Origin of the sequence: Halorhodospira halophila, from assembly GCF_016653405.1 — a bacterium.
Lineage (GTDB): Bacteria > Pseudomonadota > Gammaproteobacteria > Nitrococcales > Halorhodospiraceae > Halorhodospira > Halorhodospira halophila_A.
In genome coordinates, this window is the sequence record NZ_NHSN01000017.1 from 153269 (window position 1) to 167602 (window position 14334).

General features: G+C 68.9%; 16 protein-coding genes and 1 other RNA gene. 9 read left to right on the plus strand and 8 right to left on the minus strand.

Annotated features, from left to right (window positions below):
• The first annotated feature begins 52 nt into the window (after positions 1–52).
• Positions 53–292 carry a MoaD/ThiS family protein gene (locus CCR79_RS06655; RefSeq protein WP_201170102.1) on the plus strand — a complete coding sequence of 80 codons (240 nt, stop codon included), beginning with the start codon at positions 53–55 and terminating at the stop codon, positions 290–292.
• Between the two features lie 8 nt (positions 293–300).
• Here the strand turns inward: CCR79_RS06655 and CCR79_RS06660 are convergent, their stop codons facing one another.
• Together CCR79_RS06660 and rpiA are read right to left on the minus strand one after the other, a co-directional pair.
• Complete coding sequence (locus CCR79_RS06660; RefSeq protein ID WP_201170103.1) at positions 301–510, minus strand: DUF2905 domain-containing protein; 210 nt, start codon at positions 508–510, stop codon at positions 301–303.
• Between the two features lie 24 nt (positions 511–534).
• Complete coding sequence (rpiA, locus tag CCR79_RS06665; protein WP_201170104.1) at positions 535–1194, minus strand: ribose-5-phosphate isomerase RpiA; 660 nt, start codon at positions 1192–1194, stop codon at positions 535–537.
• Positions 1195–1264: 70 nt separating this feature from the next.
• On the opposite strand from rpiA, the gene ilvA reads away from it, so the two are divergent.
• Complete coding sequence (gene ilvA / locus CCR79_RS06670; protein WP_238634667.1) at positions 1265–2836, plus strand: threonine ammonia-lyase, biosynthetic; 1572 nt, start codon at positions 1265–1267, stop codon at positions 2834–2836.
• A gap of 25 nt (positions 2837–2861) precedes the next feature.
• Positions 2862–3974: a polysaccharide deacetylase family protein gene (locus tag CCR79_RS06675; protein WP_201170105.1), complete on the plus strand. Its 1113-nt coding sequence runs from the start codon at positions 2862–2864 to the stop codon at positions 3972–3974.
• Positions 3975–3993: 19 nt separating this feature from the next.
• Here the strand turns inward: CCR79_RS06675 and CCR79_RS06680 are convergent, their stop codons facing one another.
• From CCR79_RS06680 to CCR79_RS06705, 6 genes are all read right to left on the minus strand, one after another.
• Positions 3994–5004, minus strand: coding sequence for a glucosaminidase domain-containing protein (locus CCR79_RS06680; protein WP_201170107.1), 1011 nt, complete (start codon positions 5002–5004; stop codon positions 3994–3996).
• A 141-nt stretch (positions 5005–5145) separates the two neighbouring features.
• On the minus strand, positions 5146–5610 hold the full coding sequence (locus tag CCR79_RS06685) for an EVE domain-containing protein (RefSeq protein ID WP_201170111.1): 465 nt from the start codon (positions 5608–5610) through the stop codon (positions 5146–5148).
• Positions 5607–6218 (minus strand): 5-formyltetrahydrofolate cyclo-ligase, encoded by a 612-nt coding sequence (locus tag CCR79_RS06690; RefSeq protein ID WP_201170114.1) that lies wholly within the window; start codon positions 6216–6218, stop codon positions 5607–5609. The genes CCR79_RS06685 and CCR79_RS06690 overlap by 4 nt, the downstream gene beginning before the upstream one ends.
• A gap of 54 nt (positions 6219–6272) precedes the next feature.
• A non-coding RNA gene (ssrS, locus tag CCR79_RS06695) (6S RNA) lies at positions 6273–6456 on the minus strand.
• A gap of 45 nt (positions 6457–6501) precedes the next feature.
• Complete coding sequence (locus CCR79_RS06700) at positions 6502–6792, minus strand: cell division protein ZapA (RefSeq protein ID WP_201170116.1); 291 nt, start codon at positions 6790–6792, stop codon at positions 6502–6504.
• Positions 6793–6795: 3 nt separating this feature from the next.
• Positions 6796–7008, minus strand: a complete 213-nt coding sequence (locus tag CCR79_RS06705) for a TIGR02449 family protein (RefSeq protein ID WP_201170117.1) — start codon at positions 7006–7008, stop codon at positions 6796–6798.
• A 117-nt stretch (positions 7009–7125) separates the two neighbouring features.
• On the opposite strand from CCR79_RS06705, the gene CCR79_RS06710 reads away from it, so the two are divergent.
• The 6 genes from CCR79_RS06710 (at position 7126) to CCR79_RS06735 (ending at position 14246) form a co-directional block, all read left to right on the plus strand.
• A complete protein-coding gene (locus tag CCR79_RS06710; RefSeq protein WP_201170118.1) occupies positions 7126–7680 on the plus strand; it encodes a UPF0149 family protein in 555 nt (184 codons plus the stop codon).
• Entirely contained in the window at positions 7677–9035 is a 1359-nt protein-coding gene (locus CCR79_RS06715; RefSeq protein ID WP_201170119.1) for an aminopeptidase P N-terminal domain-containing protein, read from the plus strand. The genes CCR79_RS06710 and CCR79_RS06715 overlap by 4 nt, the downstream gene beginning before the upstream one ends.
• 2 nt (positions 9036–9037) lie before the next feature.
• Positions 9038–10282: a 2-octaprenyl-6-methoxyphenyl hydroxylase gene (gene ubiH, locus CCR79_RS06720; protein ID WP_201170120.1), complete on the plus strand. Its 1245-nt coding sequence runs from the start codon at positions 9038–9040 to the stop codon at positions 10280–10282.
• Positions 10279–11490, plus strand: coding sequence for an FAD-dependent monooxygenase (locus tag CCR79_RS06725; RefSeq protein WP_201170122.1), 1212 nt, complete (start codon positions 10279–10281; stop codon positions 11488–11490). The genes ubiH and CCR79_RS06725 overlap by 4 nt, the downstream gene beginning before the upstream one ends.
• Positions 11491–11583: 93 nt before the next feature.
• Positions 11584–12591, plus strand: coding sequence for a Fe(3+) ABC transporter substrate-binding protein (locus CCR79_RS06730; protein WP_201170124.1), 1008 nt, complete (start codon positions 11584–11586; stop codon positions 12589–12591).
• Positions 12592–12596: 5 nt separating this feature from the next.
• Positions 12597–14246, plus strand: a complete 1650-nt coding sequence (locus tag CCR79_RS06735; protein WP_201170125.1) for an ABC transporter permease subunit — start codon at positions 12597–12599, stop codon at positions 14244–14246.
• The last annotated feature ends 88 nt before the right edge of the window (positions 14247–14334 follow it).

Below are 14334 nucleotides of genomic sequence, written 5' to 3' on the forward strand. Positions count from 1 at the left end.
TTGTGACCGGTCCGCGGGGAGAGGTCCAGCCTGGCGGGGGAGGGAGACGGCCATGCAACTGGAACTGTACGGGGTACTGACCGAGGCCGCCGGAGCAACCCGGCTCGAGCTGCCGGCCCCGCCCGAGGGCACGGTGGCCGCGGCGCTCGATGCGGCCGCCGTGGCCTGCCCGGGGCTGGCCGAGCACCTGCCGCAGGTGGCCGTGGCCGTGGGCGATACCCTGGTCCCGCCGGATACGCGGGTGGACGACGACAGCGTCCTGGTTCTGCTGCCACCGGTCAGCGGTGGCTAGCCCTGGGGCTATTTGCGGAACAGCCACAGCAGCAGGGTCACCACCGCGCTGACCAGCAGCATGGTGGTGATGGGGAAGTAGAAGCGGAATCCATCGCGCTCGATGGCGATGTCCCCGGGCAGGCGACCCAGACCGAGCTTGTCGATCCAGGGCCAGGCGAGCCCGACCAGAACCAGCAGGATCCCGAGGACGATGAGCAGGCGAGGGATGTCCGACAACACGACCTCCCGTTGCGGACGCCCTTACTCGGCCGTCAGACGCCGGACCCCCGAGCCGCTGCCGAGCAGCAGCAAATCCGCCGGGCGCAGGGCGAAGATCCCGTTGGTCACCACGCCGGGGATATTGTTCAGGGTCTGCTCGAGCTTCATGGGCTCGGTGATCGACAGACCGTGAACGTCGAGGATCACGTTCCCGTTGTCGGTGGTGAACCCCTCGCGCAGCTCCGGCCGGCCGCCGAGCCGAACCAGCTCCCGGGCCACGGTGCTGCGCGCCATCGGGATCACCTCCACCGGAAGCGGGAAGGCACCGAGGACATCGACCATCTTGCCCTCATCGGCCACGCAGACGAACCGGTCCGAGGCCGAAGCAACGATCTTTTCGCGGGTCAGCGCCCCGCCACCGCCCTTGATCAGTTGCAGGAAGCGGTTGGCCTCGTCGGCCCCGTCGATGTAGACCGGCAAGCGGCCGGCACTGTTGAGGTCGGTCACGTCGATGCCGCGGTCACGCAGCCGCTGGGTGCTGGCCTCCGAGCTGGAGACCGCCCCGGCGATGCGATCGCGCATGTCTGCCAGGGCATCGATGAACAGATTGACCGTCGAGCCAGTCCCGACGCCGACATAGGCGTCTTCCTCGACGTACTCCAGCGCCGCCTCGGCGGCCAGACGCTTGCCCTGATCGCTCATCTCGACTCCTGATGCATTTTGATCCAAGTGGGTTCGGTACGACCGCCGCTAGCGGTATGCTGTAGGTGATATGGCTACCCATCATAACCAAGTCAAGCCCGACGCCGACAAACCGGCGCTGGAACAGGATCAGCGCGCCTACCTTGAGCGCATCCTGACCGCCTGTGTCTACGACGTCGCCGAGCAGACGCCGCTGGAGGCCGCGCCGATCCTCTCAGCGCGCATGGGCAACCACCTGCTGCTCAAGCGCGAGGATCTCCAGCCGGTCTTCTCCTTCAAGCTGCGCGGCGCCTACAACCGCATCATCCGCCTTTCCGAGGAGGCCCGCCAACGCGGAGTGATCTGCGCTTCGGCGGGCAACCACGCCCAGGGTGTTGCGCTCTCGGCGCGACGGCTCGGCATCGAGGCCACCATCGTCATGCCGCGGACCACACCGCAGATCAAGGTGGACGCGGTGCGCCGCTTCGGCGGCAACGTCGTGCTGCACGGCGACGGCTACGACGCCGCGTCGGGCAAGGCGCAAGAACTGATCGACAGCCACGGCCTGACCTACATCCCACCCTACGACCACCCGGACGTCATCGCCGGCCAGGGCACGGTGGGCATGGAGATCCTCCACCAGCACCCGCGCGACATCCATGCCGTGTTCATCCCGGTCGGTGGCGGCGGACTGGCCGCGGGCATCGCCGTCTACATCAGCCAGCTGCGCCCGGATATCCGCATCGTGGCCGTCGAGCCCGAGGATGCCCCGACCCTGGCCACCAGCCTCGAGCGCGACGAGCGCGTCCGCCTCGATCAGGTGGGGCTGTTCGCGGACGGCGTGGCGGTGCGCCAGATCGGCGAGCATACCTGGCCCATCCTGCGCCGCCACATCGACGAGGTGGTGCTGGTCAGTACCGATGAGATTTGCGCGTCGATCAAGGAGGTCTTCGAGGAGACCCGCTCCATTCTGGAGCCGGCCGGGGCACTCGGTGTGGCTGGCGCCAAGAAATACGCCAGCGCGCACGGCATCCGCAACGAAACCCTGGTGGCGATCAACAGCGGCGCCAACATGAACTTCTCACGGCTGTCCCACGTAGCCGAGCGCGCCGAGCTGGGTGAGCACCGCGAGGCGGTGCTGGCGGTGACCATCCCCGAGCGCCCGGGCGCCTTCCGGCGCTTCTGCGAGACCATCGGCGAACGACCGATCACCGAGTTCAACTACCGCATGGCCGACCCGGACACCGCCCACGTCTACGCCGGAATCGCCCTGCAGGAGGGCGACCAGGAGCGCCACGCCCTGATCGACCGGCTGCGCGAACAGGGGTACCCCGTGCTCGACCTAACCCGGGACGAGATGGCGAAGGTCCACGTGCGCCACATGGTCGGCGGCCGTGGGCACGGTGTCGCCGACGAGGTGGTCTACCGCTTCGAGTTCCCGGAGCGCCCCGGTGCATTGATGCAGTTCCTGGCCAGCCTGGGGGGACGCTGGAACATCAGCCTGTTCCACTACCGCAACAATGGCGCCGCTTACGGTCGGGTCCTCTGCGGGATCCAGGTGCCCGCCGACGCGCGCGAGGCCTTCCAGGAGTTCCTGCACGAACTCGACTACAGCTGCGTCGAGGAGACGGACAACCCGGCTTACAAGCTGTTCCTGAGCTGAGCCCGCGCACACGAGGAGATCCGTTATGCACGCACGCACCTGGCTGCCGCTCGGCATCACCCTGGCCGCCCTAACGGCGGGCGGCAGCAGCCACGCCCTCGGGCAACAGCCGCCGGAAAAGGATCCGCAGGCCGAGCCCCGGGGCAGCGCCGTCGTCTTCATGTATCACCGCTTCGGCGAGGACCGCTATCCGTCCACCAGCGTCCGGCTCGAGCAGTTCGAGGCACAGCTCGACTACCTTGAGGAGGAGGACTTCAACGTCTGGCCCGTCGAGTGGGTCATCGACGTGCTCCGCCACGGTGGCGAGCTCCCGGAACGGACGGTATCGATTACCGTCGATGACGCCTACGCCTCCGTGTACGAGGAGGCGTTCCCCCGCCTGAAGGAGCGCGACTGGCCAATGACGGTCTTCGTCGCCACCGACGACGTCGACTCGGGCCGCTCCGCCTATATGGACTGGGAGCAGATGCGCGAGATGCGCGACTCGGGCCTCGTCCGCTTCGCCAATCACTCCTCCAGCCACGACTACCTCGTCCGCCGGGATGACGAGGAGGACGACGAGGCGTGGCGGGCGCGCATGCGCGAGGACGTCGACAACGCCCAGCAGCGCCTGCAGGAGGAACTCGGCGAGGACGTGAACACCGACCCGAAGCTCTACGCCTACCCCTTCGGCGAGTACAACCCGGAACTGGCCGACCTGCTTCGTGACAAGGGGTACACCGCTTTCGGACAGCATTCCGGGGCCATCGGAACACTCAGCGACAAGCGTGCCCTGCCGCGCTTCGCGGTCAACGAACAGTTCGGCGACATGGAGGACTTCGAACTGCGTGCCAACAGCCTGCCGCTGCCCGTCGAGTCGATGGAACCCTTCGACCCGCTCCTCGACGCGGACAACAACCCGCCGCGCATGGAGATCCAGCTGGCCGAGGACCACGACGTCGGCGCCGGCCGCCTGAACTGCTTCGCCAGTGGCCAGGGGGCGATGGAGGTGGAATGGCTGGACGACGAGCAGACCCGCTTCGCCGTGCAGGCCGAGGAGCCCTTCGGCAAGGGTCGCGCCCGCTACAACTGCACCGCGCCGCACCGCGACGGCAGCGGGCGCTTCTTCTGGTTCAGCAAGCAGTGGCTCAACCCCTGACCCGGGGCGGCGGGGGCGATCACTCGCCGGCCGCCTCCGCCTCGTCCGGCCCCCCGGCTTCGGCCAGCTGCGTCGGCTCGTGCTCGACCTCGTCGAGACGCAGGCCGTTGATCCGTGCGAGTTCGTTGAAACGGATCATCGAGCGCACCTCTTCAACGTAGGCCTGGCCGCGTTCCGAGTAGGCCGTCAATCCGGCGCTCAGTGCCTCCCCGTCGAGCTCCCGCGCCTCATCCCGCATCTCGGCGCGCAGATCACGCAGATCGTCGTAGGCGTGCCCGACATTGAGGGTGAAGTAGTAGGAGCGCACGGAGCGCTGCAGGGACGGGAAAACCCGGATGCGGTGGCTCTCACCTTCGCCGCGACGCTCGGGGACCAGACCCTCCTCCTGCGTCCAGGTCCACTCGCCGAAGAGGTTGTTGGCCTGCCGGGTGAAGCGCGAGGTTCCCCAGCCGCTCTCGTTGGCGGCCTGGGCCAGAGCCATATCCGGCGGGATCTCGTCGAGCCGGTGGAGCAACACCTCAATGGCATCGTCGTCGTCGAGATCGACCCGGTAGTGCTCGGCCAGGGCCTCCAGGCGCTCGCCGGCGGCACCTTCGAGCTCGTCGCGACGGGCCCCGGCCTCGACCACGAACGCGCGGGCCTCGCGCAGACGGGCATTTTCTGCCAGTACGATGGGCGTCAGGATACGGAAGAAGACCTCCTTGCGGGTCTGCACGTCCACCTCGTCGAGGTCCTCGGGGAAGCTACCCGCAGTCACCGCCGGAACCACTTCGTCGGGAGGCCACTGCTCGCCGCCGTGCTCGCGCAGACGCTCAAGCAGAACCTCACTGCTGTCGGCTTCGATGAAGGTCAGCTCGGGGACCCGAAACGGCTCCGGATCCACGACCTCCGGCGGTGGCTGCCCGTCGACCCGCTCCTCAAACGACTGGTAACCCCAGTAAGCCACCGGCGCGGCGAAAAACACCGCCAGGATCGCGCTGATGACCACCCAGCGCCCCATGCGCCAGTCTCTGGTGCCGGATTCGTTCATGATCGCGTCGGCTCCCTTTTGTGGGCTGATGCCGGCGCTGCCATGGCGCCGGCCCGTGGAGAGGGGATCGGCCGCGTCGACGGGAAGATGAGCCCACCGACCGCGGACGCCGGCGACGCACCCGGGTTGGAAAGGCCCCGCTCAGTCGTCGGCCAGGCGGAGGATGGCCGTCCACTGCGCCTCGGTGACCGGGACAATGGACAGACGATTGCCCCGCCGGATCAACGGGAACCCCTCAAGCTCGGGGCAATCCCGCAGCTCCTGAAGGGTGACCCGGCGGGACAGGCGCTCGCGAAAGCGGACATCGACGCAGAACCAGCGGGGCGCCTCCGGGGTGCTTTTCGGGTCGTAGTGGGGGTCGTCAGGATCGAAAGCCGTAGGATCCGGGTAAGGGTCGCTGACCACCTCCATCAACCCGACCACCCCCGGCGGACGGGTGTTGGAGTGGTAGAAGAAGGCCACATCACCCGGACGCATGTGATCACGGATCATGTTGCGCACCTGGTAATTGCGCACCCCATCCCAACGATCAGTCCCCTGCGGGGCCGCAGCGAGATCCTCGATGCCGAAAACGTCGGGCTCGGACTTCATCAACCAGCGGTTCATGCCGCCTCCTGCCGGATCGTGCGTACCGGCAGACTGACATAGCCACGCTCGGTGATCACCCCGTCCAGGGGCAGGTCCCAGGCTTCGCCGGGCAGTTCCGCCACCTGCTGCGTGCTGAACGCCAGGCCAACGATCCGCGGAGGGTGCCAGGGGTAGCGGCGCATTCGGGCGAAGGTGGCGTCGTAGAATCCGCCGCCCATACCGAGCCGCCGCCCGGCGGGATCAAAGGCAACCAGCGGAGCCAGCACCAGATCCAGCCCCCGCACCGGCACCTCGTCCGCCAGCGCGGGCGGCGGCTCGGGGACTCCGTACCGATTGGGGCGCAGCGGAGTGCCCGGGACCCAGCGCCGGAAGGCCATGCGGCGACCGTGCCGACGCAACGCCGGCAGGTAGACAGCCCTCCCGCGCTGGTGCAGTGCCGTGAGGATCGCCCCGGTAGGCGCCTCGCCGTCGGCGTCGAGGTATCCGGCTACGCGATGCAGGCCCCGGGTCACGACCAGCCTGAGCACCTCGTCGCGCAAGCGGAGTCCGGCACGACGACGGTCGCTGGCAGGGATCCGGCGACGGTGCTCGCGCAAGCGACGGCGGATGTCGCGCTTGGCAGCCAAGGCGGCACTCCTCGACACAAGGGGGAAGGAGGTATGCGCGGCAAGGGAAAAAGGACACCCCCCGCGTATGCCGTACAGGCCTGCCCTTGAACCCTTCGGTTCAGGTAGGGACGGGGGGAGCTGCCTTAGGCTTTCCGCTCGAAGCGGACATGCACACCGGTCAACCCACGCCCGGTCCCTTGGGCATTGCTCTGAGGCTCAAGATAACTCGGCCTGAGATCGAACACCGCAGGGGATGCCGTGACTCCATGATCACCCACGGCAGGGTTTCGTGCAAGCAATCTCAGGAGCCACCGTCGACAGCCTCCGAAATGCGCGCGTCCAGCCGGGCCAGGCGCTGGCGTACGTCTGCCAGCTGCTCGTTCTCGGCCTGGACGCTGAGCAGTTCGTAGGCGATGTTCAGCGCCGCCACCACGGCAACCCGATCCGTGCCGACCACATTGCCGCTCTTGCGGATCTCGCGCATCTTGCGATCCACATAGTCCGCGGACTGCAACAGCTCGTTTTTGGCGTCCTCGGGACACGCCACGGTGAAGTCCTGATCGAGGATGCGTACCTTGACCGCTTCGGTCATGCGCTACTGCTCCATCGCCTTGAGCCGGCTGATCATCGACTCGATCTGGGACCGGGCGAGTTCGTTCTTCTCCTGAAGCGCGGCCCGATCCGCCTGGAGCTGCTCCTGCGCCTGGCGAAGCAGGCGGTTTTCTTCGCGCAGGCGCTCGTGCTGGCGCAGCAGCTGCTCGATGCGCTGCTCCAGACGCACCAGCTCTTCGACCGAGTAATCAGACACTTGGAGTCACCTCCCCTGATCGCCGACTATAGTGCGCCGGTCGGGCACGGTCAATCGGCAGCGCCGCTGTTAGGATGGGACCATCCCGGTTCCACGACAGATGAGGGTGGACGAGCCATGGCTTCCGGACAACGTTATCAGGGGGTCGCCGAGGTCCTCGAGGCGGTCGGTACGCCGGTGGGTGCAGCCGAAGCCCACGGGATGCTGGCCGGTATGCTCAGCGGCACCGGCGAGGCCGGGCAGGCGCACTGGATCGCCGAGGTGCTGGCGGATACCGAACCGCGCGGCGAGTCGGCCCGCGCCTGCCTAGAGACCCTGACGCTGCTCTACGACGAAACCGCCACCGAACTCGCTGACGACGCCATGGGCTTTGCGCCGCTGCTGCCGCCCGAGGACGAGCCGCTGAACGAGCGGGTCCGCGCCCTGGCCGCCTGGGGCAGCGGGTTCCTGTTCGGCATCGGCCGGACCGAGCCCGGCCAGGACACCGAACTGCCCGCCGAGGTCCGCGAGTTCCTCAGCGACCTGGCCGAGATCGCCCGGGTTGCCGCCGAGCCAGCCGACGACGAGGATGATGAGGCGTCCTACACGGAGCTGCTCGAGTACATCCGCGTCGGCGTCCTGCTCTGCCGCGAGCACATGGGGCACCCGAGCATCGAGGCGCAGAACTCATGAGCGAGGCCATCGACTTCCGGCAGCTCGCCCGCGAGCAGCGGGAGACCCTGGCACGGCGCATGGGCGAGGCCGCGGTGGCGGTGATCCCGGCGGCACGGGAGCAGCCGCGCAATCGCGACGTGGATCATCCGTTCCGCCAGGACAGCGACTTCCGCTACCTCACCGCCTTCCCGGAGCCGGACGCCGTAGCGGTCATCGCCCCGGGCCGGCCCGAAGGCGAGTACATCCTGTTCGTCCGCGAGCGGGATCCCGACGCGGAGCGCTGGGCCGGGGCACGCACCGGTCCCGAGGCGGCCTGTGCGGCCTACGGCGCTGACCAGGCTTGGCCGCTGAGCGAGCTTGATCAACGCCTGCCCGATCTGCTCGTCGGCCGGGAGCGGCTCATCGGTCCGCTGGGGCGCGACGAACACTGGGATCGCAGGCTGCTGCAATGGCTGCAGGCCGGCCGCGAACGCGCCCGTGGCCTAAGCGTGGCGCCGAGCAGCATCGAACTGCTCGATCACAACATCCACGAGCAGCGCCTGATCAAGCGCCCGGCTGAACTGGAGGCCATGCGCCGGGCCGCCGGCATCTCGGTGGCCGCCCACCGGCGCGCCATGCAGGTGGTGCAGCCGGACATGCCCGAGTACACCCTGGCTGCCGAACTGCTCGGCATCTTCCATCGCCACGGCGGCGAGGCGGCCTACCCGAGCATTGTCGCTGGGGGCGCCAACGCCTGCGTGCTCCACTACATCACCCTGCGCGACCGGTTGCGCGAGGGCGATCTGGTGCTCATCGACGCCGGCGCCGAGGTGGACGGCTACGCCGCGGACATCACCCGCACCTTCCCGGTCAGCGGCTCCTTCAGCGCCGAACAGCGGGCCGTCTACGACGTGGTCCTCGCCGCCCAGGAGGCAGCTATCGAGCAGGTGCGCAGCGGCAACGACTTCGACGCCTTCCACCGCACCGCCACGCGCATCCTCACCCAGGGCATGGTGGATCTTGGCTGGCTTGAAGGCGAAGTCGACGGCCTGATCGAGCAGGGCGCCCACCGGCGCTTCTTCCCGCACCGCACCGGGCACTGGCTGGGACTGGACGTGCACGACGTCGGCAGCTATGCAGTAGAGGGAGCGTGGCGCGTCCTCCATCCCGGCATGGTGGTGACCGTCGAGCCGGGGCTCTATTGCCCACCGGGCAGCGAGGAGGTGGACCGTCGCTGGCACGGGATCGGCGTGCGTATCGAGGACGACGTGGTTGTCGAACGGGAGACTCCGCGCGTGCTCACCAGCGGCGTCCCGAAAACGCCCGAGGCCATCGAGGATCTGATGGGCGCCGTGCGCGGCGCGGGCTACGAGGAAAGTGGAGATTTCGACTGACGTTGGAGACCGAGCCCTACGACATCATCATCGCCGGCGGCGGCCTGGTCGGCGGCGCCCTGGCCTGCGGGCTGGCCCAGGCCGGGCTGCGCGTGGCGGTGATCGAGCCGGTCCCAGCGGATCATGGTGCACAGCCAAGTTTCGATGAACGCCATACGGCCCTCGCTCCCTCCAGCCGCTACATCCTCGACGCCTGGGGGCTGTGGCAACCAGTGCGGTCGGTGCTCACCCCGATCCGACACATCCACGTATCGGAGCAGGGCGGCTGGGGCTTCGTCCACTTCGACGCCGGGCAAGAGGGGGTGGATGCGCTTGGCTGGCTGCTCGCCAACCGGCAGATGGGCACCGTCCTCGGCGAGCGTCTGGAAACCGACGAGCGCATCACCCTGATCAGTCCCGCTCAGGTGCAGGCCGTGGAACAGGGCAGCGATCGCGTCCGGGTGACCTCGGCCGGGACCGACGGTGAGCAACGGCTCAGCGCGCGCCTGCTCGTCGCCGCGGACGGAGCCGATTCCCAGACCCGCAAGCTGGCCGGACTTTCGGTGCACAGCCGTGACTACCGCCAGAGCGCGGTGATCACCACCGTGACGCCGGCCCGACACCACCAGGGTTGGGCCTTCGAGCGCTTCACCCGAGCCGGCCCCCTGGCGCTGCTGCCCATCGCCGAGGGGCGCTGCGCCATCGTCTGGTCCGTGCCGCCGGAACGCGCCGAGGCCTACCGCGACGGCGACGATGCGCGGTTCCTGGCCGCCCTCCAACAGGCCTTCGGCTACCGCCTGGGCCCCTTCCGCAGCTGCGGTCACCGCCTCACCTACCCGCTGGTGGAACGCTACACCCCGACCCCGTATACCGGCCGGGTGCTGCTGCTTGGCAATGCGGCGCATACCCTGCACCCGGTCGCCGGACAGGGCCTCAACCTCGCTCTGCGCGACGCGGCGACGCTGGTCGAGCTCATCGGCGACAGCCGCGCCGGCGGCGGCGACCCCGGCGCCGAACCGCTGCTCCGGGCCTACGTCCGGCGACGCTCCGAGGATCTCCTGCGCACGCGGGCCTTTACCAACACCCTGGTGAGCGGCTTCGGGTCAGCCCACCCGCTGCTGCGGCTGGCGCGCAGTGCCGGACTAGCCGCCCTGCAGCGCTGCCCCCCCATGCGGCGCACCCTGCTGCGCACCGGCGCCGGGCGGGTCGGCCCGTTGCCGGTCGCCGCCTGCCGACCACCTGAGGCCACCGGGGAGGACCCGTCGTGAAGGAAGCGGACGTCATCATCCAGGGCGCCGGCGCGTCGGCGCTGGCGACCGCCGTCGGACTCGCTCGAGGCGGCCTGGCGGTCACCCTGCTGGATGCCGCAGAGGTTTGTGCGGCCCCGGCACCGGGGAGCGAGCCCCGGCACTCGGTGATCGACATCGTCTCCGAGCGGGTCCTGCGCCATCTCGGTGGCTGGCCCTTCATCACCCGGGACCGCACCTACCCGATCGAGGCGCTGGAACTGGAGGACTGCAACGCCGCGGCTCACCTGACCCTCAGCGCCTGTGAAGTCGGCGAGACGCGCCTCGGGCACGTGGTTGAGCGGGGCGTGATTGACCGCGCCCTGCGCGAGCTCTTCGACGCCCTACCGCAGACGCGCCGCTTGGCCACGGGCCCTGTCCGCGACATCGCCGCCGACCGGCAGCGGCTGACCATTCACCTCGAGGACGGGCAGGCGCTGACCGCCAGGCTGCTGGTGGCCGCCGACGGCGACAACTCCCCCCTGCGCCGGCTGGCGGGTATCCGCTGGCGCCGCGCCGGTTACGGCCAGGACGCCGTGATCGCCCGGATCCGCACCGAGCGCCCCCCGGGGCACACCGTCCGCCAGCGCTTCTGCGGCGACGAGCCGTTGACCCTGCTGCCCCTCGACGAGCACGAGTCAGCCCTGCTCTGGCCGGTACCCCGGACGCGCGCTCGGCGGCTTCTGGAGGCAGACAGCAGCTCGTTTCACCATCAGCTGGAGATCGCCAGCGGCGCCTTGCTCGGCGGCATCGAGGCGTCATCCGCCCGCCAGGCACAACGGCTGATCCGCGGGCGTGCGGAGCGCTACATCGGACCGCGACTGGCGCTGGTCGGCAATGCGGCCCACACGGTGCACCCGCTGGCCGCGCAGGCAGTGAACCTCAGCCTGCTGGATGCCGCCACGCTGATCGAGTGCGTCCTGGAGGCCCACTCGGCCGGGCGCGATCCGGGCGGCATCGGCCCGCTGCGTCGCTACGAGCGGCGTCGCCGGGGCAGCAACGCGCGCATGCAGAACGGTCTGGACATCACCCAGTGGCTTTTCGGCGCGCAGGCAGCGCCGTTGCCCCTGCTGCGAGGCACGGGGCTACGCATCGCGGCCCGCTTGCCGCCCCTGCGACAGGCGCTGATGACCGGTCTGATGGGCCTCCACGGCGACCTCCCGGAGCTCGCCCGCGGACCTGGCGTATAACGAATTCCGGTCCAGGGTGACAAGACGCTTGCCAGCCAGAAACAAGAATCATTATCATCGATCGCTGTCATGGACCAAACACAGGGAGAACCCATGTCCCGTCGAATCCCCGTCGTGACCGCGCTGGTCGCAGGAGCCGTCTTGGTAACCGGGTGCGACACCGGTGACGATGAGCTGACCGTCTATTCGGCGCGCCAGGATCACCTGATCAGCCCCATTCTCGAGCGTTTCACCGAAGAGACCGGGATCTCCGTGCGCTTCGTCACCGATGACGCCGGCCCGCTGATGGAGCGGCTCAAGGCCGAGGGCGAGCGCACCCCAGCGGACGTGCTGCTCACCGTGGATGCCGGCAACCTGCACCAGGCCACCGAGAACGACCTGCTCGCCAGCCTCGACTCGGCGCAGCTGCGCGAGCGCATCCCTGAGCACCTGCGCGATCCGGAGGATCGCTGGTTCGGTCTGTCCGTGCGCGCACGCACCATCATGTACAGCCCCGAGCGGGTCGATCCCGAAGAACTCGACACCTACGCCGGCCTGGCCGACGACCAGTGGGAGGGACGGCTGTGCCTGCGGACCTCGCAGCAAGTCTACAACCAGTCTCTGGTGGCCATGATGCTTCACCACGAGGGCGAGGAGGAGACAGCCCGCATCGTCGAGGGCTGGGTCGACAACCTGGCCACCTCACCCTTCTCCAACGACACCTCGGTCCTCGAGGCCATCGAGGCCGGCCAGTGCGACGTGGGCATCACCAACACCTACTACCTCGGGCGCATCCTGCGCGATGACCCGGACTTCCCGGTCGAGGTCTTCTGGCCCGATCAGGATGGCCACGGCGTCCACGTCAACGTGTCCGGGGCCGGCGTAACCCGGCACGCCTCCAACCCCGAGAAGGCCCAAAAGCTGCTCGAGTGGCTGGCCAGCGATGACGCCCAGGAGCAGTTCGCCGCCATTAACCTTGAGTATCCCGCGGTGGAGGGCGTCGAACTCGATCCCATCGTCGCCGGGTGGGGCGAGTTCAAGCCCGATACCATCAACGTCAGCGAAGCCGGCCGGCTCCAGCGCCAGGCCACCATGCTGATGGATCGGGCCGGGTACCGGTAAGCGACGTGGTCTCGCTCACGAGCGCGGCGCGCAGCCCCAGGCTGCGCCGACTCTGGCAGCGCATCGGCCCCTGGCGTGTCTTCGCGGTCATCGCCGGGGGCCTGCTGTTCACGCCCATCCTGGTGACCCTGTTCTCGTGGCTGAACCCGGATCACGAGGTCTGGCGCCACCTGGCCGACACGCTGCTGCCCGAGATCCTGCGCAACACCGCCATCCTCATCTTTGGCGTCGGCAGCGCCGTAATGGTCCTGGGCGTGGGCCTGGCGTGGCTGACGGCGGTCTGCGAATTCCCCGGGCGCCGCTTCTTCGACTGGGCCCTGATGCTGCCGCTGGCGGTTCCGGCCTACGTGCTGGCCTTCGTATTCATCGGCTTCTTCGAGTACGCCGGCCCGCTGCAGACCGGACTGCGGGAGCTCATCGGCCCCGGTTTCGAACTACCCTCGGTGCGCTCGGCACCGGGGGTAGTGCTGGTCATGGCGCTGGTCTTCTATCCTTACGTCTACATGCTCACCCGGACGGCGTTCCTCGCCCAGGGCCGAGGCCCCCTGGAGGCCGCCCGCATCCAGGGGCTGTCACCGTGGGCGGCGTTCTTCCGGGTGGCCGTCCCCATGGCCCGGCCGGCCATCGCCGCGGGCACGGCCCTGGCCCTGATGGAGACGCTGGCCGATTTCGGCGCTGTAGCCATCTTCAACTTCGAGACGTTCACCACGGCCATCTACCGTGCCTGGTTCGGCTTCTTCAGCATCAACGCCGCCGCGCAGCTGGCGGCCATCCTGCTGCTGATCATCCTCGCCGGGCTGTGGGTCGAACGCCGGGCCCGCGGCCGGGCTCGCTTCTCCCAGGGCGGCACCCAGCACCTGGAGCGCATCCAGCTGCGGGGTTGGCGCCGCTGGGCGGCCACAGCGGCGGCCGGCACCGTGCTGGCGCTGGGCTTTGTCTTACCCATGATCCAGCTGCTGATCTGGGCCTCCCGGCGCCTCGAGGATCTGGACAGCACCTACTGGTCGCTGATCCAGAACACCCTCACCCTCGGCGCCAGCGCCGCAGTGCTCACCGTGCTGATCGCACTGCTGCTGGCCTATGCCCGCCGCGTGCAGCCGGACCGGCTGACCCAGCGCGCGGTCACCGCCGCGACCCTGGGCTACGCGCTACCCGGCGCAGTGCTGGCCGTCGGCATCATGCTGGCGCTGACCTGGCTCGATCACCTGGTAGCCAGCCTGGTCGGCCCCTGGGGCGGACTGGGCACCACCTTCCTTGCGGGAAGCATCTTCGCCCTGATCCTCGCCTACGTAGTGCGCTTCATGGCAGTCGCCTACGGCGCCGTGGACAGCAGCCTCGAGCGGGTCCGTCCCGTCTTGCGCGATGCGGCGCGAAGCCTGGGCGCCGGCGACCGCGAGGTGATCCGCCGGATCTACGTGCCCATGCTCGCCCCGGGGCTACTCACCGCACTGCTGCTCGTCGGCGTCGACGTGATGAAGGAGATGCCCGCCACCCTGCTGCTGCGACCCTTCGGCTGGGATACCCTGGCGGTGCGCATCTACGAGTTCACCACCGAGGGCGTGTGGGAGCGGGCGGCGGTGCCGGCGATCACCTTGGTCGGCGTCGGGCTGCTGCCGGTGATCCTGCTCGTACGGGGCACGATCCGCGGTCGCTAGGGCCCGGCACCCGGCGCCTCAGGGCCCCTCGTTTGGGTTTATCGGACTTTGTGCGTATAGTATTTCGCCACCCTAGCGACCGATTCCA

Coding starts and splice junctions, on each gene's coding strand:
- CCR79_RS06655 (WP_201170102.1), top strand. CDS start 53: ATGCAACTGGAACTGTACGGGGTACTGACCGAGGCCGCCGGAGCAACC.
- rpiA (WP_201170104.1), bottom strand. CDS start 1,194: ATGAGCGATCAGGGCAAGCGTCTGGCCGCCGAGGCGGCGCTGGAGTAC.
- ilvA (WP_238634667.1), top strand. CDS start 1,265: ATGGCTACCCATCATAACCAAGTCAAGCCCGACGCCGACAAACCGGCG.
- CCR79_RS06675 (WP_201170105.1), top strand. CDS start 2,862: ATGCACGCACGCACCTGGCTGCCGCTCGGCATCACCCTGGCCGCCCTA.
- CCR79_RS06680 (WP_201170107.1), bottom strand. CDS start 5,004: ATGAACGAATCCGGCACCAGAGACTGGCGCATGGGGCGCTGGGTGGTC.
- CCR79_RS06685 (WP_201170111.1), bottom strand. CDS start 5,610: ATGAACCGCTGGTTGATGAAGTCCGAGCCCGACGTTTTCGGCATCGAG.
- CCR79_RS06700 (WP_201170116.1), bottom strand. CDS start 6,792: ATGACCGAAGCGGTCAAGGTACGCATCCTCGATCAGGACTTCACCGTG.
- CCR79_RS06710 (WP_201170118.1), top strand. CDS start 7,126: ATGGCTTCCGGACAACGTTATCAGGGGGTCGCCGAGGTCCTCGAGGCG.
- CCR79_RS06715 (WP_201170119.1), top strand. CDS start 7,677: ATGAGCGAGGCCATCGACTTCCGGCAGCTCGCCCGCGAGCAGCGGGAG.
- CCR79_RS06730 (WP_201170124.1), top strand. CDS start 11,584: ATGTCCCGTCGAATCCCCGTCGTGACCGCGCTGGTCGCAGGAGCCGTC.